This is a genomic window from Ruminococcus sp. YE71 (genome assembly GCF_900119155.1).
Classification (GTDB): Bacteria; Bacillota; Clostridia; order Oscillospirales; family Ruminococcaceae; genus YE71.
Map to the genome: position 1 here is coordinate 1 of NZ_FPIR01000027.1, position 25,653 is coordinate 25,653.

17 protein-coding genes are annotated in these 25,653 nt (G+C 52.6%); 4 read left to right on the forward strand and 13 right to left on the reverse strand.

All coding sequences use genetic code 11. The annotated features are described in order from the left end of the window. Positions 1-451 precede the first annotated feature (451 nt). The 3 genes from BT142_RS17090 to BT142_RS17105 all read right to left on the reverse strand — a co-directional run bounded on the left by BT142_RS17090 (position 452) and on the right by BT142_RS17105 (position 5,763). On the reverse strand, positions 452-790 hold the full coding sequence (locus BT142_RS17090) for a phenylpyruvate tautomerase MIF-related protein (protein ID WP_072419388.1): 339 nt from the start codon (positions 788-790) through the stop codon (positions 452-454). 861 nt (positions 791-1,651) lie between these two features. Beyond that, complete coding sequence (locus BT142_RS17100) at positions 1,652-2,602, reverse strand: serine hydrolase (RefSeq protein WP_072419390.1); 951 nt, start codon at positions 2,600-2,602, stop codon at positions 1,652-1,654. Next, positions 2,599-5,763: an HD domain-containing phosphohydrolase gene (locus BT142_RS17105; RefSeq protein WP_072419391.1), complete on the reverse strand. Its 3,165-nt coding sequence runs from the start codon at positions 5,761-5,763 to the stop codon at positions 2,599-2,601. The genes BT142_RS17100 and BT142_RS17105 overlap by 4 nt, the downstream gene beginning before the upstream one ends. Positions 5,764-6,374: 611 nt before the next feature. Here BT142_RS17105 and BT142_RS17110 point away from each other — a divergent pair. Further along, complete coding sequence (locus tag BT142_RS17110) at positions 6,375-8,987, forward strand: EAL domain-containing protein (protein ID WP_072419392.1); 2,613 nt, start codon at positions 6,375-6,377, stop codon at positions 8,985-8,987. A gap of 15 nt (positions 8,988-9,002) precedes the next feature. Continuing rightward, complete coding sequence (locus tag BT142_RS17115; RefSeq protein ID WP_072419393.1) at positions 9,003-10,754, forward strand: LacI family DNA-binding transcriptional regulator; 1,752 nt, start codon at positions 9,003-9,005, stop codon at positions 10,752-10,754. A gap of 702 nt (positions 10,755-11,456) precedes the next feature. On the opposite strand, the gene cls is transcribed toward BT142_RS17115, so the two are convergent. From cls to BT142_RS17170, 10 genes are all read right to left on the reverse strand, one after another. Continuing rightward, entirely contained in the window at positions 11,457-13,034 is a 1,578-nt protein-coding gene (gene cls, locus BT142_RS17125) for a cardiolipin synthase (protein WP_072419395.1), read from the reverse strand. Between the two features lie 15 nt (positions 13,035-13,049). Next, positions 13,050-13,706 (reverse strand): zinc ribbon domain-containing protein, encoded by a 657-nt coding sequence (locus BT142_RS17130; protein WP_175545517.1) that lies wholly within the window; start codon positions 13,704-13,706, stop codon positions 13,050-13,052. Positions 13,707-14,145: 439 nt separating this feature from the next. Then, the gene (locus tag BT142_RS17135) at positions 14,146-14,676 is read right to left on the reverse strand and encodes a LexA family protein (RefSeq protein ID WP_072419397.1); all 531 of its coding nucleotides are present in this window, start codon (positions 14,674-14,676) and stop codon (positions 14,146-14,148) included. A 17-nt stretch (positions 14,677-14,693) separates the two neighbouring features. Continuing rightward, a complete protein-coding gene (murC, locus tag BT142_RS17140) occupies positions 14,694-16,109 on the reverse strand; it encodes a UDP-N-acetylmuramate--L-alanine ligase (protein ID WP_072419398.1) in 1,416 nt (471 codons plus the stop codon). Positions 16,110-16,266: 157 nt separating this feature from the next. Then, positions 16,267-17,163 (reverse strand): acyl-CoA thioester hydrolase/BAAT C-terminal domain-containing protein, encoded by an 897-nt coding sequence (locus BT142_RS17145; RefSeq protein WP_072419399.1) that lies wholly within the window; start codon positions 17,161-17,163, stop codon positions 16,267-16,269. A gap of 145 nt (positions 17,164-17,308) precedes the next feature. Beyond that, on the reverse strand, positions 17,309-18,457 hold the full coding sequence (locus BT142_RS17150) for an ABC transporter permease (protein ID WP_072419400.1): 1,149 nt from the start codon (positions 18,455-18,457) through the stop codon (positions 17,309-17,311). Then, complete coding sequence (locus BT142_RS17155; RefSeq protein ID WP_072419401.1) at positions 18,444-19,577, reverse strand: ABC transporter permease; 1,134 nt, start codon at positions 19,575-19,577, stop codon at positions 18,444-18,446. The genes BT142_RS17150 and BT142_RS17155 overlap by 14 nt, the downstream gene beginning before the upstream one ends. Before the next feature lie 13 nt (positions 19,578-19,590). Next, positions 19,591-20,532 (reverse strand): ABC transporter ATP-binding protein, encoded by a 942-nt coding sequence (locus BT142_RS17160; protein ID WP_072419402.1) that lies wholly within the window; start codon positions 20,530-20,532, stop codon positions 19,591-19,593. A gap of 197 nt (positions 20,533-20,729) precedes the next feature. Next, a complete protein-coding gene (locus BT142_RS17165) occupies positions 20,730-21,227 on the reverse strand; it encodes a shikimate kinase (protein ID WP_084659547.1) in 498 nt (165 codons plus the stop codon). Positions 21,228-21,236: 9 nt separating this feature from the next. After that, on the reverse strand, positions 21,237-22,088 hold the full coding sequence (locus BT142_RS17170) for a shikimate dehydrogenase family protein (RefSeq protein WP_072419403.1): 852 nt from the start codon (positions 22,086-22,088) through the stop codon (positions 21,237-21,239). A 382-nt stretch (positions 22,089-22,470) separates the two neighbouring features. Between BT142_RS17170 and BT142_RS17175 the strand changes: the two genes are divergently transcribed. Both BT142_RS17175 and pta read left to right on the forward strand, forming a co-directional pair. Beyond that, positions 22,471-24,354 (forward strand): immune inhibitor A domain-containing protein, encoded by a 1,884-nt coding sequence (locus tag BT142_RS17175; RefSeq protein ID WP_072419404.1) that lies wholly within the window; start codon positions 22,471-22,473, stop codon positions 24,352-24,354. Positions 24,355-24,527: 173 nt separating this feature from the next. Next, positions 24,528-25,544 carry a phosphate acetyltransferase gene (gene pta / locus BT142_RS17180; protein WP_072419405.1) on the forward strand — a complete coding sequence of 339 codons (1,017 nt, stop codon included), beginning with the start codon at positions 24,528-24,530 and terminating at the stop codon, positions 25,542-25,544. Positions 25,545-25,653 lie beyond the last annotated feature (109 nt).

Genomic DNA, 25,653 nt, shown 5'->3' on the forward strand with positions numbered 1-25,653 from the left:
TTGTAAACTCTTTTTGAATAAGTTTTAGGCTCATTCAGATGTTTTACTTTCTTGCTCGTTTTCGTTACGAGCGGGTCAACTATTTTAGTTTACCATATTTCGTTTGTTTTGTCAATTAAGATTTTTAAAATCTTTTATTAACTAAATTTGAACGGAGTTTGGTAGTTTGCTTTCCTTTGACTTACTTTACTTTCAAACGTCCTTCATTACACGCTTTGCACATTCCTGTCATTTGTGTTCTGTTGTCCGTTTTTCTGTACCGTTTGTCTCAGTCAGCTTAATTATTATATCAAACAATCCCACTCTTGTCAACCCTTTTTTGACAAGTTTTTCAGGTTTGTAGACTTGCACAGTTTCTTTTAAGACATTTCAAACACCATGTCGGATTTGTATAGTATTTTCAACAAAACAAAAAGAAACAGCACTTTTCAGCGCTGTTTCCATAAATTCATCAGAAGTTCGAGCCATTCCAGCCCCAATTTGGTGTTGAGAAGTAGCTTACGTAGATCCTATCAGGTTTAACGGTAAGCTGTTCAGCGAGGATCTCGGTAACTTTTGCGGTAAGTTTATCGAGGGAGTCTTTTGAAGGGTTACCGTAGACGCTGATTTCGGCTATAGCGGCGGGTTCATTACTTCCTTTAAAGTACATGATCTGCTGATCGACGCCTATCATGAGCCAGCTTTCGCTTTTACCGGGGATAAGGGAGATAGCCTCACCGAGTTCAGATTTCAGTTTAAGTTCGCGGCCCTTATTGAAGGGAGCATTTGTTTTAACATTGATAAAAGGCATAGTTTTTTCCTCCTTTTGTCTATCATACCGTATGTATGATTTACTTTTTTAATTATAACACACTTTAATAACCTTGTCAATACAACATTGTATAATAATCCAATAAGAAAAAGAACTACAGATCCAGGCAACCGTCCCGTCCTCGCCAGAGACCTAAAAAGTTTAGGAGGGGTCTGGGGAGACCCTTTTCAAAGGGTCCCCCAGCAGGGGCTCGGGGACAGCGTCCCCGCCCAGGGAACATGGCTCTGACCCGAAAGAGAGCCATCATCCCCCACAAATATAAAATCGGCATTTTCCGAAAACACGAGGAAAAGAACTCCGCGTGAAAGTGTAGCTCAAACCAACCCTCAAAGCGTGAAATGCCGATTTTATTTTGCCAAAAGAGCGAAGCGACTTTTGGCAAAGCCCCAAAAATCGCGCCAGCGATTTCTTTCATCCCTGCACAACCACAGCCATACCGAAACAGCCGTAAACCGATTACTTTGATATATAGCCCTCCTGCCTTGTCGCACCTTCGTCGTGATGAGGGGTGTTTCACTCGAATCGCTTGCGCTCTCTCGCGAAAATAAAATCGGCAAATCGGTTTGTTCTTAATAGATTGAGATAATCCTTCTTTTGGAGCCTTTCGGGACGTTTTCTTCGGGATTTGCCGATTTTATGTTGGTGGGGGGGATGTTAGTGCGCTTTGGCTTCAAAGCCTTATTCCCTGGGCGGGGACGCCGTCCCCGAGCCCCTGCTGAGGGACCCTTTGTAGCCGTGCGCAGCTAAGGCGGGGGTCTCCCTCCCTCCTAAACTTTTTTCTGCCCTGGCGAGAACGGGACGGTGGATATGATTTTGCCCCGAGTTTCCTCGGGGCTTTTCTTACTTCTCAAAATATCTGTACACTTCCTGCGAGAGTATGCTGAAATATCCGAAAATATCATCGGCTTTCCCGGGATGATCGCACATGATGACTATGATGTAATCTCCGTTTGGCGTGGATACTATCGCTGAATCATGACTCACATCATCCGTCTCGCCTGTCTTGTTCGCTACCGCACAGCCGTTCGGGATGCCCGCAGGTATCTTATCCCGATACTCCTGCTCTAATAATAGATTCAACATCCGCGCTGAATACATCGGCGATACACATTCGCCTTTGTATATGCTCTCAAGTAATCTGCCAATGTCCTTCGCTGATGTCTGGTTCGTGCGCCCCTCAGGATCGTCCAGACCGTCCGCATTGTCGGCTGGCCGCAGACCACTGTATTGATATGTGTCCTCGTACCCGTGCGCATGACACCACTCGGTGATGTACCCGTTCCCCATATTCCATACGAGATTGTTGAATGAGTCGTTGTTGCTCTTTGAAGCCATCGCCGAAATGTCGCCGAAAAGCGTCTCCTCAACATACTTGCCGTCGTATATCTGCTGGTACGCCGCCGCCATCGCAAACAGCTTTATCGTGCTCGCAGGATAGAAGGTGCGCTCGTTGATGAGTATCGTCTTGTTCGTGCTGAGGTCTTTGATGTATACCGACCAGTCGCCGGGCTCGCTTTCCAACATCCCTTCGAGCTTGGTCTTCAGCTCTGCCATGTCCTTCGGCTTGCTTCCCGCAGTGCTCTCGGTCCTGGTCACAGCCGCAGCGGTGTCGGCTGCCGAACTGCTCACCTGACTGCTGCTTGCAGGCTTTTCCTTCTTCTTCGGCTTCTTGTCAGAGCAGGACGCCGCCAATGCTATGATGATGATTATCAGAAGCGCCGCCGCTGCCGCAGCGATCAGCCGATGGTTCTTGCGGAGCGCTTCTGCTGATATTCCGGGAATACGGATCATTTTTTCTTTTTGCCTTCTTCCATCTTGTTTTTGTCGTCTTGTATTTCTTTCTTTGCTTCCTGTTTTGCGAGCCGCTTGTGGATGTTGTCGATGTCCTCGGTGGTGCCGCCGCCGTTGTCGTCGAGAGCGCGGAACTCGCCCTTTTCCACCAGCCTGAGGAACGCATCCACTACGTCCTCGGCAAGCTGAGTGCCGCGAACTTCGCTGACGATGGAGACCGCCTTCTCGAAATTCATGCGCTTGCGGTAGGGACGGTCGGAATACATCGCGTCGAAGGTGTCCGCCACCGCGATTATCTGCGCGACTCTCGGTATCTCCTCGCCCTTCAGACCCTTGGGGTATCCCTTGCCGTCGGGACGTTCGTGATGTGCGCCTGCGCCTATCGCGAGTTCGGGCATGATGCTGATGTCCTTGAGGGTGTTGTAGCCCAGTGCCGAGTGTGACTTGATTATCGCGAACTCAGTGTCGGTGAGCTTGCCGGGCTTGTTGAGCACCTCGGGCGGAACGCCGACCTTGCCGATGTCGTGCAGCAGTGCGATGTTGTAGTACTGCTCCACGGTCTCCTCGCTGTAGCCGAGTTCCTTTGTCAGCATGGACGTATACTCGGCGACTCTCGAAGAGTGACCGTTGGTGTATTTGTCCTTCATATCTATGACTTTCGCGAAAGCCTCAACGATCTCGCGGATGAGCTGTTTGTTCTCCTGTTCTTTCCTGATGTACTTCTTCGTCCTGTAGCGGAATATCAGCATGGAAATGCCGATGACCAGCGCCGCACAGATCACGACTTCAAGTATCCTGAACCACAGCATCTCGTAGAAATTCTTCTGCTTGACTATCTCTATCGAGAGCTCTTTGCTGCCGTGTCCCTGCAAGTCGGATATCCTCATGGTGAAGGTGTAATTTCCGCCTTTGAGGTTGGTGTAGTCGATGGGCACAAGGTCGCTGCGCTTGACGGTGGTCTCGTTCCTGTCGAAGCCTTCAAGACAGTAGGTGACCTGCGGATTCATCAGCGAGTAGTTGTAGACGTAGCTGTAAATTGTGACCTTGCTCACGTCCGAGGGCACTATCATCCTGCCGAGGCTGTCGGGGTAGATTGCTTTTCCGTCCGCTTCGATGTAGGGAACAGCCATCTTTATGGTGCTGACGCTCTCGAAAGGCGTTTCTATGTTCACCTTCGCGATGCCCGTAGTGCCCGAGATGTAGAGGTCGCCGCTGTCGGTGAGCTCACTGTAGGAATTCGAGGTGGAAATGCAGGAAAGACCGTTGTCCCTGCCGTAGTAAATGGGCGAGATGTCCCCGTTACGGATAAGCTCCTCGGTGGGGACTACATATATACCGTTGCTGCTGAGCACCCACATCTCGTCGGCGCTGTTCTGGTACATATCGAAGTTGTTCGAGTAGGGGAATTTCCATATGGTGGTTATCTTGTAGTCGGGGGTCATGCAGGCGATGGAGTTGCTGGTGACTATCCAGTATAGCTCTCTCGTCCTGTCGCGCTTGATGCGCATGACCACGTCCGAGCCGAGCCCCGAATCGGTGCCGAGGTGCAGTGTGTTGTTGTCGCTGCCCAGTACATAGATGCCGTCGCCGTCGGTGCCTATCAGCATATCGCCGCTGTCCGCTTCGAGGGCGGTGAGCAGTTCGGGGTTGCTGATGCCGGCGGACTCGCCGTAGACTTCCGCCACCTTGTCGTCCTTTATCAGGGCAAGACCGCCCGTGCAGGCGACCATGAAGCTGCCGTCGCTGCGCTCTGCCACAGCCCTCACACGGTCTGAGGGCAGACCGTCCTCGGTGGTGAACACCAGCGCGTTATTGCCGTCGTACCTGACGAGCGAATTCTCTCCGAACACGGATATCCACAGCCTGTCCTGACTGTCGCGGATGATGGAGCGTATCCTTGACGAGCCGAGTATTTCAAGCAGGTCCTTGTATCCGAGCTCCACGCCCGAAGCCGTCTTTGCTTCCATGATGGGCAGCTTTTCGACAGCCTTGCCGTATCTTCTGTCGATGACCCGCAGACCGCTGTTTTTCGTGCCGATGAACAGCCTGTAGCCCCGTATGCAGGTGGAGTATACCACCTCGTCATCGAGCCCGTATTTTGCGTAGATGTCCGAGAACTGGTTCGGCACTATCTTCATCACGCCCTGCTGCGAGGACACGAACCAGAGGTTGCCCTGATAGTCCACCATCATGTTCTCAACGGAAGTGTTCATGGGGATGCTGTCGAGGGTGAAGTTCCTGCCGTTTCTGACGAAGCCGATGCCGTTGTCGGTGCAGACCCAGGTCATGTCCTCCACGCGGCAGATGGCGTTGACGTAGCCCAGCGGCGAGAGGTCGTTCATCTCTATGGCGGCGGAGCTTTTTTGCAGATTGCAGCGGTAGAGGGCGGACTGCTTGCTCGCGAGGTAGACGTACTGCGGGTCGTCGGGGTCGGGGAGTATGGTGCGGATGTCCTTTACCCCCAGCTTTTTCGGGTCGTAGTAGCCCGTGAGCTTTCCGTCCTTCATGGTGAAGACCGCGCCGTTCATAGTCACGCCGTAGATGACGCCGTCCGCGCCCGTCTTTATCAGGCGGACGTACTCATCGTTTATCTGCGGCTCGTCTATGGCGTGGAGCTCCATGTCATCGCCTATCATAGCCATGCCGTGAGTGGTGGCAATGTATATCCTTCCCTCCGAGTCCTCGGTTATCGAGCGCACCGACAGGGATTTCAGACCGTCGTGCTTGTTGTACATACGGAATTCGCCGTTTTCCATGACGGCCGCGCCGTTGTCGTTGGTGCCGACCCACAGGCGGTTCTTCGAGTCGGTGTAAAGGCTCACCACGCTTGCGATGCCCGAGGTGGAGTCGATACGCTCGAAGGTATTGCCGTCGTAGCGGATAAGACCGCTGTAGCTGCCTATCCAGATGAAGCCCTCTTTTGTTTCGGTGATGGCGTTTGCTTCCGAAGTCGGCAGACCGTTCGTGTTGTCGTAAAGCACAGCCGAGTAGCCGTCGTTCTTACCCGTGGGGTCAACGGTGAGATGTTCTTCCGACTCAGTCACGGCGGATTCGGCACTGACACGGCTGCCGACGGGCAGTCCGCATATCAGCGATAATATCAATGCGGCGCAGACAGCCAACGAGATGCCCGCCCTGTACACAGACGTTTTTGTCCTCATAGCTATCCTCCTTATATAAGACGTTTTATTCGTGAAAAGGTTATAGTCATTATATATATTATATCACATCGCGGTGCAAAAAGCGATTTATTGCAGGGTATGCGGGATGCGATTTGTAAGTTCTTCCAAAATAGCGGCGACAAATTAGTGAATGTGTCATAAATATTTGGTTAACAGACCTTCGCGAAACTGTTGACGGGATGTTAGCAACTCCGAAAATGCACTGAACCGCGTTTTTTCGTAAAACTTTTGGAAGTTTCTATGGGAGATGGCTCTGCTTATCCTATCGAGATGGTAGGAAACGGCAAGCTTTTGAGGTTCATATTGTTGCATATCGGGAGTACGGCGAGCTTTTACGGTTTCTTGTTTGACGATTTTCTATAGTCAATATCACCTAAATCCGATGTTTGTTTTTTGGCAGTTATACAATAGCTTGAGAAATAACAGGCGAAAACCTGACAAATATTGTCCTGAATGTTTGTGGATAATTAACAAATCGTATTTTTCACCATAATGGCTAATGACATAATTTTTAAAATGTGATATAATAGATACTGATATAGGCTTACAAGGCTGCCGAAATGTCTGCGGCGGCAAAAAGGAGAGATGCTATGTTTACATGGAATTTCCAGTATGTGTCAAAGACGAGGCTCGCAGAGGCTTTCAATCAGCTCATGCTCGACCCGTCTGAGGGCGATATCCTTATCCGCATACATACTGCGATACATCTTGAGGACGAGGCGGTAGACCTGGCGAGGTTCATCGCGAAGCTGGTGCCCGGTGCGCACATTTTCGGCACAAGTACGTCTGCACCCATCTGCTGGGGCAAGCTCATACAGAATCAGTGCGTCGTTTCGGTCACGCAGATGTCAAAGGGCAGCATCAGGACTGCCTCTCTGCCCACCTTCGGCGACAACAGGCTGCCCATCGACCCCGATGAGCTCTGCAAAAACGTCAGGGACGCTGTCATCACCGACGACACAAAGCTGATGCTGACCTTCCTGACGGGAAAGTATCTCGACGTGTACAGCTTCGTTGACAAGTGCAACGACTATTTCCCGCACGTACAGATGATAGGCGGTCTCGCGAACACCTCGGAGATAAGCCTGCGAAAGTTCCTGGCTTCGGGATTCGTGTTCGATGAGAACGGCTGGTCGAACAAGGGCATCATAGTCGCTGCCATCAGCGGCGATGAGGTCGAGAGCTTCACTTCCTACGCTACGGGCGTTCAGGCTCTGGGTGAGGAGTCGGAGATAACCGATACTTTCGGCACCTGCATACTCTCCATCGACGGCAAGGATGCGGCACATGAGTACCGTGTCGGCGTCGGCGACGAGCTGATAAGCCGTCCCGAGCTCACGAACCTTTTCCCCTTCGTCTACTCGGATGCGAGCGATATACCGATACTCGTCAGCTTCAACGACAACAGGAGCATCTCCGACGTTTTCGATGAGTATGACCCCGAGAACGCCGAAAAGTACAGTCAGCATCCCGACCTGGACAAGAACACAAGGCGCGAGATGATAACCGCAAACCACAACGTGAGTGCGGGCAAGAAACTCAAACGCGCATTCATATACGACAGAAAGATAATGACCGATAACCGCCTGCTGTTCAGACGGGTCGAGAACTTCGAGAAGGCCGAGACTATCTTCGGCTACTCCTGCATCGCACGCTCAATGATATACGCAAACTGCGTGAAGTGGGAGCTTTCTGTCTACGAGAATACGAATATGTGCGGCTGTATCACCGAGGGCGAGATAGCCTGCGTGGACGGACGCAATACCTTTGCGAACTGTTCGTTCGTGGTGTCGGTCATGGGCGAGGAGCCTGCGGCACAGCGATATAATCCCTTCGCGTTCTCACACACGGATTCGCTGGTGGCGGATAATTCGGAGCTGCTCAACTACCTCTACGACGTGGAGAAACGCTTTGCGGAGAACAAGGACGCGGCTGCTGCCGAGAGTCTGAAAGCCTTCGTCCGCGACTGTGAGATGAAGCTGCTCTACTCCGACAGCGACGAGATACCGAGCGGCGCTGCCATGAAGATGGATATTCAGCTCAAGGGCATAGACCGCATCTGCATGATAAACGTGTACAACACTTCCTCGATGAAGGTGGTGTTCCCTCAGCAGCTGATAGACCTCACAAAGAAGAACTACATCTCGAAATGTCTGAGCTTTTCGCGGAAGATGGGCTATAACATCTACCTGCTGGAGGACTGGCACGTGGCGGTGGGTGCGCCGAGCTATATGGTGGCACTGTCGGATTTCGTCAGGGATATGGAACAGCTTCAGAGAGAGCTTTTCGAGACTACCGAGGACTATATAGCGGTGGTGCCGATGTTCTGCGTCATCGACGACTGCACGGTGGATAACGTTAGTCAGGCTTACTACTCGGGCAGAGTGGAGATGGCGAAGAAGAACATTCAGTTCCACGTCCGCGACGCAAACTCCGAACAGCTGGACGAGGAGAGCATCCGTGAGCGCTACCACATGGTGAACGTGATAAACTACGCTATCTCGCACGATAAGGTGATACCGTATTTTCAGGGCATCTACGACAACAAGCTCGGGGAGATACATCACTACGAGGCGCTGATGAGGCTTGAGGACGAGAACGGCAAGGTGTACTATCCTGCCTCCTTCCTCGACGTGGCGAGGTGCTACGGACTGCTGTATGACTCTATATCGAAGATAATGATAAAGAAAGTCTTTGACCGTTTCAGACGGGAGACCGACAAGAGCGTCAGCATCAATATCGGTATCAGGGACATCAAGAACCGCGATATCTCGGAATATATATACGGGTTCCTCGCGACTGCGGAACACCCCGAGAACTTCGTGTTCGAGATACTTGAAAATGAGGACATCGACGACTACAACGAGCTTATGACGTTCGTGGATAAGGTGCATGAACTGGGCGGACTTATCGCAATAGATGATTTCGGCTGCGGCTTCTCGAACCTTCAGCATATCATCAGCATCAATTCCGACTTCCTGAAACTGGACGGTTCTATTATAAGAGGATGCGCGGAGGATCCCCGCAGCGCGAACCTTATCGAACTTATCTCGGGCTGGAAGAAGCTCAGCAACCGCAGCGTGCAGATAATCGCCGAGTATGTCGAGAATGAGGGCATACAGCATCTGCTGCTGGAAATGGGCATCGACTTCTCGCAGGGATATCTGTTCTCGAAGCCCGAGCCCGAGATCGGCGCAAGGTAACAGGCGGAGGATACTATGATTGAAAGCAGAAGAAAAAATGAAAAGATCATAGGTCTGCTGCTTGAGGATATAGGCAGCGATTTCTCGAAGGAGCTCGTCAAGAGCATCGTCAGCGCTATACCTGCGAACCGCAATATACGTATAGTGGTGCTGCCAGGCAAGCACATCGAGAACAGCGAGCCCGAGTGGCTGCACGCTTACAAAAGGGTGTATAACACCGTGTTCGGGTTCGCGGATACCTGCGACCTGGACGGATTCATCATACACCTCGGCAGTCTCAGCGAGAGGGACAAGGCGAATACCATTATCCACGGCAACAAATACATGAACGTCCGCAGCAAGCCGATGGTGTTCGTGGCTTCGGATATGAAGGACTACGTGACCGTCAACTACGACAACGAGGCGGGCATACGCGAAGCTGTCGAGTACCTTGTGAACGTGGGCGGCGTCAAGAAGCTGTGTATGCTGGGCGGACGCGACAACAACAAGGACGCAAGGGCGCGAAAGGCTATTTTCGCCTGCTGTCTCGCCGAGTACGGGATCAGCTTCCGCGAGAAGAATTTCGTGCATACTGACATGACCGCCAACTGCGAGAAGGAAGCGGGCAGACTGCTGGACAACAACCCCGACGTGCAGGCGGTATTCTGCGTCAACGACGCGGTGGCAAAGGGACTCTACGACGCGATGAAGAAGAGAGACCTTGTTCCCGGCAGGGATATACAGGTGTTCGGCTTCGATAACACGCGTATGTCCAGTGAGCTGATACCTGCTCTCACGTCCATAGGTGCGGAGAGCATTTCTCTCGGGCAGAGAGCCTTCGAACTGCTGCTTGCGATGCTGGGCGGTATCGAGGTGAAGTCCGCTGTCGTGCCCACAAGGCTTTACGGCAGGGCTTCGCTGATGTATGATATGCATGACTATACCACCTTCGAGATGGTGAACGTGGTGCCTTCGTTCGTGTACAGGGTGTTCGACGATATATTCTACCGCTACAAGAGCGAGTATATCAGCCGCGAGATGGTCGATCTCCGCAGGCTGTTCTACGAGATACTGTCGAGGATGCTGTTTGCGATGAAACGCAGGTACATGAGCGAGGAGACCTTTGAAGAGCTCGGGCTGATGATAGACAAGTTCTTTGAGAAGGGCGCGATGGACTACACCGACGCTGGGAAACTGCTGAAGAGCATACAGCATTTGCAGGACGGGATGAACGACGCGTCCCACTCGATGGCGGCGGTAGTCAAGATAAACAGGCTGTTTCTGAGAATGAAGGACAAAGCCATCTGTGCTCTTGCGGAAGAGAACACCTCACATAAGGAGGAATATCAGAAGCTGAGGACGAATATGCAGGAGTTCATAGCGGCATCGACGGCTGACACGGAAGGCAAGGAAGGCATATTCCGCAGTTTTGACAAGCTCGGTATCGACAATGCGGCGCTGTACGTGTATGAGAAGCCGTTGATTTATGATGATGAGAAGAGGACACCGTTCCCCGAATATGCGCTGTTGAGGTGTGTTGTGAGGTCGGGGGAGTTGTATCTGTTGTCGAACGAGCGCAGGCGATGTCCTATCAGCGAGTTATTTTCGAGGAGCGAGCTGCCGAATGTAAAGACGGGGTATGCGACGTTCCCCGTGTTCTGCGGTGACAATATATATGGGCTGTTGTTATGTGGACTGACGGGCGATATATATGATAAGGGCGAATATATCGCGTCGCAGATAGGCAGATCGATGCGAATAAGTGAAAAGCAGGAATGTATGTCATAAGGAAAGAGGAGCGCAAGACGCTCCTCTTTTTTATAGCAAACGTCCCGTCCTCGCCAGGGCAGAAAAAAGTTTAGGAGGGGTCTGGGGAGACCCTTTTCAAAGGGTCCCCCAGCAGGGGCTCGGGGACGGCGTCCCCGCCAAGGGAATAAGGCTTTGAAGCCAAAGCGCACCAACATCCCCCACCAACATAAAATCGGCAAATCCCGAAAACCCGTCCCGAAAGGCTCCAAAAGAAGGATTATCTCAATCTATCAAGAACACACCGATTTGCCGATTTTATTTTCGCGAGAGAGCGCAAGCGATTCGAGTGAAACACCCCCTCGCGCCGAAGGTGCGACAAGAAACGTCGCGAGGACTACATTTTTTTGCGTTGGGCTGTAGAAATCGCTGGCGCGATTTTGGGGGCTTTGCCAAAAGTCGCTTCGCTCTTTTGGCAAAATAAAATCGGCATTTCACGCTTCGAGGGTTTGTTTGAACTCGTCTTTCATGTTGAGTTCTTTTCCTCGTGTTTTCGGGAAATGCCGATTTTATTTTTGGTCGGGGCGTTTGTGCGCTTTGGCTTCAAAGCCATGTTCCCTGGGCGGGGACGCTGTCCCCGAGCCCCTGCCGGGGGAGCCTTTGTAGCCGTGCGCAGCTAAGGCGGGGGTCTCCCTCCCTCCTAAACTTTTTAGTCTCTGGCGAACACGGAACGGTGGTTCGTTTCTATAACATCGGTTCTATTATCTTTAACAACGCCGCTCCCAATTTTCTGTAAAACGGCCGCTCTGCAAAACGCTCGGGCGTGAGCTCCCTGCAATGATTCTCAAACATATCAAGAAAATCAGCCTTGATATCCTTTATCGCCGTTACCCGATACAGAAAACACGCATTCTCAAAATGCAGATATAAACTGCGGTAATCAAGATTTATCGTCCCTACTACCGCTTTCTCATCGTCCGATACAAACATCTTCGCATGGTTGAACCCGTCGTACTCGTATATCCTTACTCCCGATGCCATCAGCTCATCGAAAAAATACTCGCCCAATAACTTTACATACCACTTGTCGGGTATCCCGGGTACGATTATCCGAACGTCAACTCCCCGCTTCGCCGCGAATTTTAACGCCCCCAACATCTCCTCGCTCAGGATAAGATACGGCGTCGAAATGTAACAGTAGTTCACCGCCGTGCCCAGAATGTTCAGATAGGTCAGCTCACCAACGTCCTCGTCGTCGAGCGGCGAGTCACTGTACGCCAGCACAAAGCCGTCCGAACTGTACTTCTCCAGCCTGTGCGCCGAAGGCTGATAACTCTCGTAACCGCCGCTCGTGCCGTTCCTGTCCACGACTTCCCACATTTGCAGGAACATCATGGTCAGATTCCACACCGCTTCGCCCTTTATCATCACCGCTGTGTCCTTCCAGTAGCCGAAACGCTCGATGCGGTTGATGTACTCGTCGGCGAAATTGTCGCCGCCCGTAAAGCCCGTGCAGCCGTCGATGACGACTATCTTGCGGTGGTCGCGGTTGTTCTGTATCGACGAAAGCAGAGCCACAAAGGGCTGAAACACCCTCGTCTGTATGCCCCACTGACACAGCCGCTTGTGGTAGTTGAACGGAAGCAGGCTCTGCGACGCAAGTCCGTCGTAGATGAAACGCACGTCCACTCCCTCGGAAGCCTTGCGTTTCAGTATCGCCAGCAGTTCGTCCCAGAGCATTCCCTGGTCTACGATGAACATCTCGATGAAGATGTAGTGCTTCGCCTTCTCAAGCTCGTTTTTGAGCACCTCGAACTTTTCCTCGCCCGAACGGAAGTAGGTCACCTGCGACCCCTGATGAACGGGGTAGCCCGCATAGTCCTTCATGTAGCACGCATAGCGGTAGGTCTGCTCGTCGCACTCTTTCAGCGCGAGTATCGTCTCCTCATCCTGCGAAAGGTACTTCTTCGTGGCGGCGCACTTGTCCGCGTACAGCTTTCGCACCATCCTCGCCGAATGCTGATTCGACAGGTAGAAATATATCGCCACCATGAATATCGGGAAAGCCACCATCGGCACCAGCCATCCGAGCTTCATCTCCGCCTTGCTGTGGGTGTTCAGGATGTACACGGCGGTGATCGCAGCAAGCAGCTGGAATATGAGGACTGCCCTCGTCGAGTACTTCGACAGCCCAACAAATAAAAATCCCAGTATCAGCAGCTGAACGAAAAGCGCGATTATAACGACCGTGCGCTGAGTCGCAACGTACACGACGACGGTTTTCAGTGTGCGTATTATCTTGCCTTTTTTATTTCTTTCCATATTCTCTGTAAAACACTAAATGAACATTCCCAGCATCTTCTCTTCAAAGATGTTTTTCTTTATCTCCTTCTCGTCAACGACCATCTCTTTCACCTTTATCTTCGTGCCTGCCGAGAAGACTATGGTGTAGTCCTCCCCGTGCATACTCTTGCCCTTGTATGTACAGGTGAATATGAATGGGTTGACGCTCCAGCTCCCGTCCTCAAAGTAGGCGTCCATGGCCTGCCCGTAACTTGAATAACTGAGCTTCATCTTCGTCTTGAACGGATAGGTCGCCGTCTTGACCCTGAACACCTGTATCATGAATATCGAGATATACAGCCCCGTAAGCACTACCGCAACAGTAAGCGCACGGTATATCTTCCTCATGACAGACGCAGGCAGAAGATGCTTCTTCTTCGGAACGGGTGCTTCTGACACCTCAGCCTTCCGCTCGGCATACTGCTGCACGGGCTGAGGTCTTTTCTTTACAGGTGCAGGTGCAGCCGCAGGTCTGCGCTGCTGCACAGGACGCGCCGCCTGCTGCTGCCTCTGCCTCTGCTGCGGCGGACGCTGCGGTGACCTCCTCTGCGCCTGCCTGCCCTCACCGACAGGCTCTCTTACGACCTTCCCGCAGTACGGACATATCCTCATATCCGACCGAAGCGGCTTGCCGCAATTGGTACAAAACACTTGCATTTCTTTTCCCTTTTCCTTTTTATCGAAGTATGTGCGGGTTTTGCCGGGGGAAACCTTTCTGAAGAAAGGTTCTACCCTTGCCGTGCGTAGCTAAGGCGGCTCCCATTCCAAAGACTTTTAATATGTCGTTCGTTGGTTGTGGTTGGGAAGATAGTCTCTCAACATTTCAAGAGAGACCGTCTGAATCGCTCAATAATGCGTTATGCACCATCGAACGTCTTTTTACTATATTTAATAAGAACTGCTATTTTCCCGACCAATACAAAGTAAGGAAGAACCACCCCAAAAACAATACTCTTGAAGCGGTGATAGTCCATCTTCCAAACCCGAACCAAAAAACGACATATTAAAAGTTTTAGTGAGGGGGTTTGGGGGAGGACCCTTTTCCAAAAGGGTCTCCCCCAATTCAAACCCGCACTCTGAAAACGTAAGCTCAGAGGTATCTGATGACGGCTGTTACTTTACCGAGGGGGGTGTCGCCTTCGGAGAAGGGTCGGACTGAGACAGTGCCGTCGGGGTCGGCGAAGACTGCCGCATCGCCTACAGAGCAGGTGCGCTTTGTTTCGGCGACGGCGATGTCACCCGAGAGGATAGCCTTTTCGGGGAGGTCATCGGCGGCGTGCACCGCGAACAGTTCGCCCGAGGTCACGGAAGGCGGTGTAACATCGATATAGCACGCGACCAGCTCGGCAGCCGTCAGGGGCAGCGAGGGGTCGGTCTTTTCTATCAGCGGCACCTTCACCGACCTGCTCTCCCCTGCGAGCCTGATGGCGCGGTTGAGGTGGTCGGCTTTTTCGAGGTAGCCTTTTTCAGTCAGCATAGCCACCATGCGGTGAGCCGTCGAGGTGGAGCGGAAACCGCAGTTCAGGCATATCTCCCTGACGGACGGCGGAATGCCCTGACGCACACGGCTTCGGATGAACTCGTAGGTCTTGCGCTCGTTATCTGTCAGCTTCTTTTTCATATGCCGCACCTCTCATTTCATTCGCCGAGCTTTTTCAGCAGCAGCTTTGCGGCCTTGTACACATCGCCGCAGCCCATGGTGATGACCATGTCGCCCTCGCCTGCGTGCTCCGCGATGTAGTCAACGCACTGAGCGAAGTTGAACTCCTTCTGCTCGGCGGTCTGCTTATCCACGAGCGCATGGTCGGTCTCGAACCAGATGCAGCCGGGAATCTTCGCGGCGAGCATATCGGTGTAGATACCGTGATCGTTCTTCTCGCGGCTGCCCATGATGTCGGTGAGCACCACCTTATCGGCGATCTGCAAAGCCTCTGCGAAGTCATCCGCAAGCAGTTCGGTGCGCGAGTAGGTGAAAGGCTGGAACACCGCCCACACTCTCCTGAAATCGAGGGTCTTGGCAGCTCTGAGGGTCATGGCGATCTCGGCAGGGTGGTGAGCGTAGTCGTCAACGACGGTTATGCCCTTTTCCTCGCCGAGCTTCTGGAAGCGGCGGACAGCACCGCCGAACTTCGCAAGACCGCCGCGGATAGCGTCGTAGGAAACGCCTGCGTTGCGTGCGGCGGCAGTTGCGGCAGCGGCGTTGAGGACATTATGCTTTCCCGGAACGTTTATCTCGAACTCGCCCATATCCTCGCCGTGGTCGAATATCCTGAACTTTGTGGTGATACCCTTAGACCCGATGACCTCGGCGCGGTAGTCGGCCGTCTCGCCGAATCCGAAAGTGATAGTCGGCTTATCGAGACCCCCGACAGCCTTGAGGGTATTTGCGTCGTCGGCGTTAACGACCAGTTCGTGAGTAGTCATGGAAGCGAACTTTCTGAACGACGCGATAATATTTTCGAGGGAGCCGAAGTAATCGAGGTGGTCGGCATCGACGTTAAGGATCACCGCGACATCGGGGGTAAGTTTCAGGAAGTGATCCTTGAACTCGCAGGATTCACAGACAAAAGTCTGACTTTTACCGTAGCGTCCCGAGCCGCCGATAGCGGGCAGTTTACCGCCGATGAAGCAGGAGATATCCTCATTTGCTTCGAGGAAGATCTGTGTCAGCATTGAAGTACAGGTAGTTTTACCGTGAGTACCCGTAACGCAGATAGCGTTAGAGAAAACGCGGGTCAGGAGGCCGAGCATATCGGCGCGTTCAGCGACATCAGCGCCGCTTGCGCGTGCAGCCACCAGTTCGGGGTTATCATCGAGGACAGCTGCGGTATAAACGATAAGGTCAGCGCCTTCGACGTTTTCGGCGCGTTGACCGAGCATCACGGGGATACCCATACCGCGGACGAGGTCAAGGGTCTCTGTCTCATTATTATCCGAGCCTGTGATATTATAGCCCTGAGAGTGAAGTATCTGAACGATAGGGAACATTCCCGACCCACCGATACCGATAAAGTGGATATGTTTTTTCTCTCTGAGCTGTTCTATTGTCAACATTTATAAAACTCCTTCCAATAATCCAAAAATCAATCAAACGTCCCGTGTTCGACGGAGACGGTGGCTTGACCGAAAAAAGAACATACATTTGCCTTTTACTATTATAATACTAACCTTTCTAAAAATAAACCCCTTTTATAAAATTTTCAGCAAATTGTCACTTTTCCTCAGCCCAGCTGTCCAGAAAATCTACTATCGCAAGCGTGCTCTTCCTCCGCGCTTCCGCACACGCTATCGGCCGCTTCCTCTCCGCTGTCAGATGCGTCCTCAGAAAGATCTTCACCCCGGCTTCATCAGTACACCAGCTCCCTAACGCATGGGACGCGCCCTTGTACCTCAACGCCTTCACCCGATGCCCGAAACCGCTCGCCCTTAACGACTCAACTATCCTCGTCACCGCTTCGTCCGATGGGTAAAACTCGTCGTTGTCGGGACATATCAGCAGTATCCCGCCGTTTATGTCCTCCGTGCGTATACGCGACTCCTCACTCAGTTCCGCGGATTCGTAGCTCTTCCTCGAAAAATCCGCAAGCTCGTGCCGCCGCGCCGCTCTCACAACAGGTCTGCCCCAGCCATTCTCAAGCCCCGTGAACCTGCTGAACGGAACGTCCTCGCCGCGGAAACAATACACCGACCTGCCGGTCCGCTCCCCGAACAGCCTCGCCCCTTCCATCACATGGTCGAACGGCGAAACTGCGACCGCACAGGTTATCTGCGGCAGCTTCGACGCCGATAACAGCGCGTATGCCGCCCCCGTCGAGATGCCGACTACCGCTATCCGCCCGTGACCGTTCTCCGCCAGCCACGCGGCGGCACGCTCGGCGTACTCCACGGGTATGTGCCACATATCTTTCGACAGACCTTCCCAGAGATACAGCCCCAGCACCATAACGCTGTAGCCGCTCTCCAGCAGAAACTGCGACGACTTGACGCTCATCATCTCGCTGATGCCGAAACCGCCAACAAAGATGACCGCACAGTTTTCGCGGCATCCCTTGTAGAAACGCCCCCTGAAACCGTCGGCTTCGATAGTGAAATCTATATGCCTGCTCATTTTTTACTCACTCCATATGTACTTTGCTGATAAGTATACCGCATTCATCTGTTATTAATTATATCAGGACAGACCCCGAAAGTCAATCGGTGCGGACACAAAAAAGACGAGCCCTGCCTCACAGAGCCCGTCTTTGTCATGCCGTTTATTCGGTATCGTGCATTTTCTTTTTGCTGAGCACCATGAACACCGTGAACAGCGCCGCCGCGAACAGCAGTTCAACAGCTATCGACCTGAGAATGCCGTTTGCATCGTAAACCTCGCCCGCAAGTCCGCATATCATGTTGTTCGCCTTGATGTACCAGTATACGGGCAGGAACCTCGCTGCCGAGAGAACGCCGCCGCCGAGAAGGTCGGCAGGTACGAACACGCCGCAGAGAAAGCTCATACCGAGGCTGATAACGTTCGTGATGCCCGAAATGCCGTCAATGGACTTGCACATCACCGATACCACCAGCGCGATGCCCGTTACCACCAGCGTCAGCACGAAGGAGTTGAGCAGGCAGTACATCCCGCGCTCGGTGAAGAATCCGCCGTATGTCGCCTGAGCGATGCACATCATAGCCATCCATACTGCAAACACGAAGGCGCTCGTCACACCGATGATGACGGCGTTCTTCTTGTAGAGCGGCAGCGCAGAAACGTCTATCCTGCGGCGGATGTCCAGCGAGAAGAAACGCATCAGTATCGGAGCAAGACCGTTGATGATGATGCAGATGATGATATAAGCATAGTACTGACAGTAGTAGGCAAGCCCGTTGCCGAGGGGTGACTTCTGGGTACTGAGCTCAACATTCGTGGTCGTATCGGACATTTCGGCGGCTTTTCTGCACGCTTCGGCAGGGTCGCTGCCTGTGCTGACGTACATCTCTGCCGAAGTCACGAAGCGGTCGATGATGGAATTGGAGTACTGCGAGGTGAAGGTCGAGGGAACGGTCAGCGCCTCGATGCAGCCTTCGGTCTCGCCCGTTGTCAACTTGTCGGAGAAACCCTTGTCGATGGTGATGACGCTGTCGATCATCTCGTGATAGAGCATATCCTGAATGTACTCGTCATCGTCGGAGCGGAGGGTCTTTTCGTTGTTGCCCTTGAGCAGGTATTTCTTCAGTTCGCGGCTCGCTTCGGTGTCGTCGTTGTCGATGACCACCAGATCGAGCTTCTGAGAGGAAAAGTCAGCATTCTCCTTCGAGTTGCCCGTCATCACGAGCGCTACCACGACGAATATGATAAAGTAAGGTATGATACTCGGCAGACGCTTGAGCGCCACTTTGAAAAACGCCTTAGAGACTTGCATATTTCTGCCTCCTTATGAGAATCATTCCGCCGACCGTCAGAACTACGGAAATAACGGAAAGTGTGATGATGTCAGTCGCAAAACGCGTGCCGACGCCGTAGGTGTTCACCGAGTAGAAGCAGTCGGTGATGAGTGCGGCAGGGTTTATGTGGTTGAAAAACGGCATATCCTCCTCGACGACCGCACGCATTGTGCCGACCATAAGTCCGCTCATAAAGCAGAGCGCCATGACTATCGCCGTGAGGATGCCTGTTTTCTTTTCCTCGTTCGCGTTGCCGATGCCGCCGAAGAAGAACCCGATCGAGATGCCCGTCAGCGAGCCGACCGCCGTGATGAGCAGCATCACCGGAATGCTTACGCCCATCTCCTTTTTCAGTATGAACACGATATAGATCACCGTGAGTATGCTCCCCGCGAAGGACAGCGCAAACTCGCTCGCGAGCCCTGCAAGAGCACATATCCACTTTTTCGCGGGGGATGCGCAGTTTCTCTTGCCTATCTCCGAGAGGTTCGCCTGACCGCGGCAGATGACCGCCAGACCCGACGTAAAGCTGAACAGCGCCTGCATCGCGATCAGATTGTAGAAGTACTGGATATACACATCGCTGTTTCCGCTGCTGAGTGTGCGCGTGCGGACTGCCGACGTTTCGCTCTGCATCTTCTCGATAAGGTCGGGAAGCTTTGAGGGGTCGTTCTTTGCGAAGTCCATTATGAGCTTCTGGTTCACGTTGTACTGGTCAAGGAAGAACTTGATTATCGACTGACGTGTACCCTCAGACGCGACGGTCAGGTGCGGCTCCTCGGCGCAGTAGATGATGCCGATTATGTCCTTGTCGCGGAGCATTTCCTTCGCCTTCTCCTCGTCGTTGGTGACGACGTCGAAGAGCGGGTCATCGCCCTCGCACACCGCGTTGAACACCTGATCGAAGAAGATGTTCTTTTCCTCGGTCACCACCGCGACCTTTATCGCCTGCATCTTCTCGGTGGTCTCGTACAGACTGCCGAACGCCAAGTTAAACAGCGTCGCGAGTATCAGCGTCGGGAAAATGAACCGCCAGAACATCGCCTGCTTGTTCCGAACAGAGCTCAGTATCTGATATTTGAATATATGTCCGAACATTGTGAAGTCTCCTTTAGTCTCTCAGCTGTTTGCCCGTGAATTCGAGGAACACATCGTTTAAGGTAGGAAGCTCGGAATAAACTCTTCCGAAGCGGATGTCCTGCTCCTGCATATAGGTCATGAGTCTGAGCAGGTTGTGCTTGCCGCCCGAATACTTGACAGTGAGCCTGCCGTTTTCAAGAGTCACCTCATAGACGTGTGCGAGCCGTCTTACGTCTTCAAGCTGAGCCTCGGTAACGTCCATGACCTCGACGGTGATGGTCTCGGTGTTCTTCATCTGCTTTTTGAGCTCTTCCTTGGTGCCGAGGGCTATGCACTTGCCCTTGTCCATGATGGCGATGCGTGAGCATATCTGCTCGACCTCTTCCATGTAGTGGGAAGTGTAGATGACCGTCGCGCCCTGTTTGTTCAGCTCCTGTATGCCTTCGAGTATCTTGTTTCGGCTCTGGGGGTCAACGGCTACTGTCGGCTCGTCGAGGATTATGAGCTTCGGCTTGTGGGCGATGCCGCAGGCGATGTTCAGTCGTCTGAGCAGACCGCCCGACAGCTTCTTCGGGTAGAACTTCGTGAACTCCTCAAGCCCGACGAACTTCACCGCCTCATCCACATACTGCTTTCTTGCCGCCTTGTCCTTGACGTACAGACCGCAGAAGTAGTCGATATTCTCATATACGGTCAGCTCGTCGAACACCGCCACGTTCTGCATGATAACGCCTATCTTCGATTTGATGTCGTAGCTTGAGGGGGTCATCTTCTCGCCGAATATCTCTATATCGCCCTTGTCGTAGCTGAGAAGCGAGAGCAGGCAGTTGATGGTAGTGGTCTTGCCCGAACCGTTTGGACCGAGCAGTCCGAACACCTCCCCCTCGAATATCTCCAGCGAGAAGTGGTCGAGAGCGATAAGCTCCTTGTATCTCTTTACGAGGTTTTCTATTTTAACGACAGACTGTGCCATAATGCCACCGTTCCTTTCATTTGTGTGAGTTGTTTTTTTCGTTGTATATATGATACCATACCGCAAACGTTTTCTCAAGTGAAAAATGTAATCACCGCGATATGACATTTGTCATATCGTTAAAAAACAAGCCGTCCCGTGTCCGCAGAGAAGAAAACGCTTCTCACGCTGACACGGAACGGCTGTATCCGCAGTTATTATTTCAGTATCTCGGTGACTATCATCATCGGGGTGCCGCTTCCGTCTGCCGCAAAGTCCGAATGAGCCTGATACAGCGGCTTGCGCTGTTCATATCTTTCCTTCAGCTGTTCCTTCGTCGAGGACGCGGCTATCGGTCTGTGGGGGTCATCCTTGATGCGTCCGTAGCACACCTCGAAGGGACAGTCGATGAACACCACCGTGCCCAGCGAACGCGCAAGTTCGCCGTTCGCTTCGGACAGAAGGGTGCCGCCGCCTGTGGCGACAACTCCTGCCGACGGCGGCAGGTCGGAGAGGGCTTCGCTCTCCTTCTGTCTGAAATACGGCTCGCCCTTCTGAGCAAATATCTCGGGGATGGTCATGCCCTCGCGCTGTTCGATGTAGTCGTCAAGGTCGATGAACTCCTTGCCCAGCTTTTTCGCAAGCAGCCTGCCTATCGTGGTCTTTCCGCAGCCCATGAATCCGCAGAGATATACGGGCTTGTTTTTCTTTATCATGGCCGCACCTCACGCTTTGGGGAATTTCTCGTCTACCTGACGCTGCATCTCGTCGATTATCGCGGCGACTTCCTCACGGGTGTAACTGTCGCCGTCCCAAATCTCGTGGGCTTTGACAGCCTGCCATACCAGCATGGACATACCGCCCGAGGTCTTTTTGCCGAGAGCCTTGGCTTTTTTCAGAAGAAGCGTGTCGCCCGGGTTGTAGATGACGTCGAAAACGGCGTCCGAAGCGGCGATGAGCTCGTCGGAAACGGCACAGGCGTCGGTCTTGGGATACATCCCGACGGGTGTTGCGTTCATCAGCAGGTCGAAATGCTCTGCCTTTACTTTATTTATAATGGAGAGGGTGATCTTTGCGTCGGGCTTCATGGCTCTGATGTCCTCGGCGGCTTTTTCCGCGAGGGGCATATCGCTCTCAAGAACAGCCACGGTGAGGTCGGCACCCGCAAGCGCGGCTTCCACCGCCATCATCCTGCCTACGCCGCCGCATCCTGCCAGCAGGACTTTTCCGCCCAGGTCAGCGCCCATCGCCTTTATCGCTTCAAGGAAGCCTACGCAGTCGGTGTTGTAGCCTGTCAGCACGCCGTCTTTCATGTCGGCGCAGTTGACCGAGGTGTAACGCTTCGCAGTCTCGTCGAGTTTGTCCATCATGTCGATGACGGCGACCTTGTGGGGTATCGTGATGTTGAAGCCCGCAAGAGAGCGCAGACGTTCGGTGTTCTCCGCCAGTGCTTCGGGGGTGAGCTCGATGATGTCATAGGTGAAAGACCTGCCTTTGAGGTCGAAAAGTGCCTTGTGTATCGGCGGCGACATGGTGTGTCCGAGCTTTCCGCCGAGCAGTGCATAGCTTCTGTTCATAAGTATGTTCCCTTCGTATAGAAAAAATAAGTCCCGACCGTTGCTTCTTCATGAGTGCAGACGGGTCGGTCCATTTTTATTATATCATAGTTTTTGAATGATTGCTTGATTTGTGATAAAAATTCAGCAATTCGTATAAAACTGCTATGATTTTAATGTAGAATTAGCACAAAAACAGAAAACGATTAAGCATTTGCGCTCCGCTGCCGCCTGAAAACGTGTAATTTCTGTGACAAAAACTCGACAAACACTTGGATAAATTATATAAATATTTGACGGGATGCTTGACAAAGTGAAAGGTATGTGATATAATGCTAAAGAGGCGATAAAACTATACGTCTGAAACATCAAACGGAAAAAATTTGAGGAAGGATGATTCACAATGAAAATGAAGGGCATTCTTGCAGGTCTTGCTGCTTCGTCCATCGCTGCGATGATGACTGCTGCTATATCTGTAAGCGCACTCACTCCTGCCGCTGCTCCCCAGGCGGAGAAGATGGCAAAAGTAAACGCCAGGGCTCCTATGAGAAATTATATCAGCCATGACATCTCCAACGGTACACCTGAGCTTGATCTTCAGCAGGCTTCCAGCATCTCCACCAAGGTAACAGGTGAGATCCCGCTGATGATCCTTGTCATCGGCTTTGAAAATGCTGAATACGCAAACGATACAGACTGGGCAAACACCATCTTCGAGGGTGAGTATTCTCTGTCCCAGTACTACACCGATCAGTCCTGCGGCAAGTTCACTTTCGCTCCCGTAAAGGAGACCAGCGAATTCGACGGCGACATCAATACCAACACTGCTGATAAGGCTAATGACGGCGTTGTTCACGTAAATCTCGACCGCAATCACGAGAACTGGGCTGCACTCGAAAGCACCGAGGCCAACGTTTCCATGCTCACCGCTTACAAAGAGGCTATCGAGAAGGCTGGTCAGTATGTAGACTTCGCAAGCTACGATACAAACGGCAACGGCGCCATCGAGACCGAGGAGCTTTCCATCGGTATCATCGTTGCAGGCAACGAGGCTTCCTACACAGGCGACAAGGAAGACGAATGCGGCGTATGGGCTCACTCCTTCAGCTTTGACTGGGGCGTTTCCAACGAGCTCATGGACTACCCGACCGTAAACAACGTTTCCCTTAACAAGTACATCTGCATGGGCGAATGGCTCAGCAAGGACGACGAGCTGCTCAACGGCGTAAGCACCCTTGCTCACGAGCTCGGCCACTATCTTGGTCTGTTCGACTACTATGATATCAACTACAACGAAGAGGGCGAGTGGCTCGGCTACACCCCCAACAGATTCAGCGTAATGGACGGCGGTTCCTGGGGTGTCAACGCAGACAAGACCGGTTATCTCCCCTTCTCCTTCGATCCTATGTCCAAGTTCTGCCTCGGCTGGATCGAGCCGCAGATAGTTTCCGAGCCGGGCGTTTATGACGTTACCGCTGAGGATTACACCACTGCTGAGGAAGAGGGCAAGTACCTCATCATCCCGACTGCAAACGAGGGTGAGTACTACATCGTTGAAGTCCGCAACAACAACAAGTGGGATGCAGGTATGAAGTACTTCAACCCCAAGGAGTTCCCTGACGGCGGCGTTGTTCTGTACCACGTTGACGAGAACGTATTCACCGAGCCTTATCCGCTCGATCCCGATTACACCAATGCTGACTACAACGCTATCAACGTTCCTCAGCACCGTCCCGCTCTCACCACTCTTAACCTTGAGATAAAGGGTGAGGATACCTTGACCACAATCGGCGACAATATCGTTTATGTTGAGAGCGAGCTCGGCGAACCTGCTCCTGTATGCACATTCTCCAAGTCCCTCTGGGATCTTGCTTGCGCACCTTCCATGGGCGAGGCTCTTGAGCTGCCCCAGTACGGTACAGGCGACGAGAAGGATCTCCGCTCCGCAAGAACCGGCAGTGGCATCGGCATCAAGTTCCTTGATGACAACGTTGGTACCGGCACAATGCAGATAGAGATCATTAAGGATTACAAGGAGCCGACCGATTCTACCGAGTCTACTTCTTCGACCGAGTCTACCGATTCGACCGAGTCTACTTCTTCCACCGAGTCCACTTCTTCCACCGAATCTTATGATTCCGTTACCTCCACTCCTTCGACCTCTTCGTCGAAGATCGATACCACCGCTGTATCGAACACAGGTGCAGGCGCAGGAGTCGGTGCAGCAGTTGCTGTAGTTGCAGGCGCTGTAATGACTGTTGCTGCTAAGAAGCGCAAGGAAGACTAATTGGTTTCCACGACGCTGAAACGGCAGTGAAATTATGAACATAACAGGGAGGACATCCGCGTTCTCCCTGTTTTTTTGCCGTTTTTTAAGAAAAAAATTACCATTATATACTTGAAATCGTGAGAAGAACATGGTATAATAGGTATTATGATTTTATTTTGGAGGTAACTAATATGGCAATGTTTGACAAACTGCTCGCTAACCTGAAGGCAAGCAGAAAGACTATCGTATTCACCGAGGGCACCGACGCAAGGATCCTTTCCGCTGCTGACAGACTTCTCAAGGAAGACCTGATGGGCGTTATCCTCTGCGGCAACGCTGACGAAGTAAAGGCTGCTGCTGACAAGGGCGGCTTCGACGTTTCCAAGGCTACTGTTCTCGACCCCCTTACTTATGAAGATATGGACGCCCTCACCGCTCAGATGTTCGAGCTCAGAAAGGGCAAGATGAGCGAGGAAAAGTGCCGCGCTGCTCTCGCACAGTCCAACTACTTCGGCACTATGCTCGTTAAGGCTGGCAAGGCTGACGCTCTGCTCGGCGGCGCTACCTACTCCACCGCTGATACCGTTCGCCCCGCTCTCCAGCTCATCAAGACAAAGCCGGGCTCCAACCTCGTAAGCTCCTCCTTCATCCTGTTCAGAGAGAAGGACGGCGTTGAAGAGAAGATCGCTATGGGCGACTGCGCTATCAACCTCGGCTACTCGGACAAGCTCGACAAGGAAGGCAACGTTGTTCTTTCCGCTGCTCAGCAGCTCGCTGAGGTAGCAGTTGAGACCGCAAGAACTGCTGACTTCTTCGGCATCGACCCGAAGGTAGCTGTTCTCAGCTTCTCGACCTACGGCTCGGGCAAGGGCGGCACTGTTCAGCTCAGCCACGACGCTGTTATCGAAGCAAGAAAGATCGACCCCGAGCTGACCATCGACGGCGAATTCCAGTTCGACGCTGCTGTTTCGGCAGAGGTAGCTAAGACCAAGTGCCCCGATTCCAAGGTAGCAGGTCAGGCTAACACCTTCATCTTCCCGCTTATCGAGGCTGGCAACATCGGCTACAAGATCGCTCAGAGACTCGGCGGATATGAGGCTTACGGTCCTATCCTCCAGGGTCTGAATGCTCCCATCAACGACCTCTCCCGCGGATGCAACGCTGACGAGGTATACAAAATGGCTATCATCACCGCAGGTATGGCATAAGCCGAAGCGGTATCACGAAAAACAGCGGTCGCTCGATACGAAAAACAGCGGTCGCTCGATACGAAAAACAGCGGTCGCTCGATACGAAAAACAGCGGTCGCTCGATACG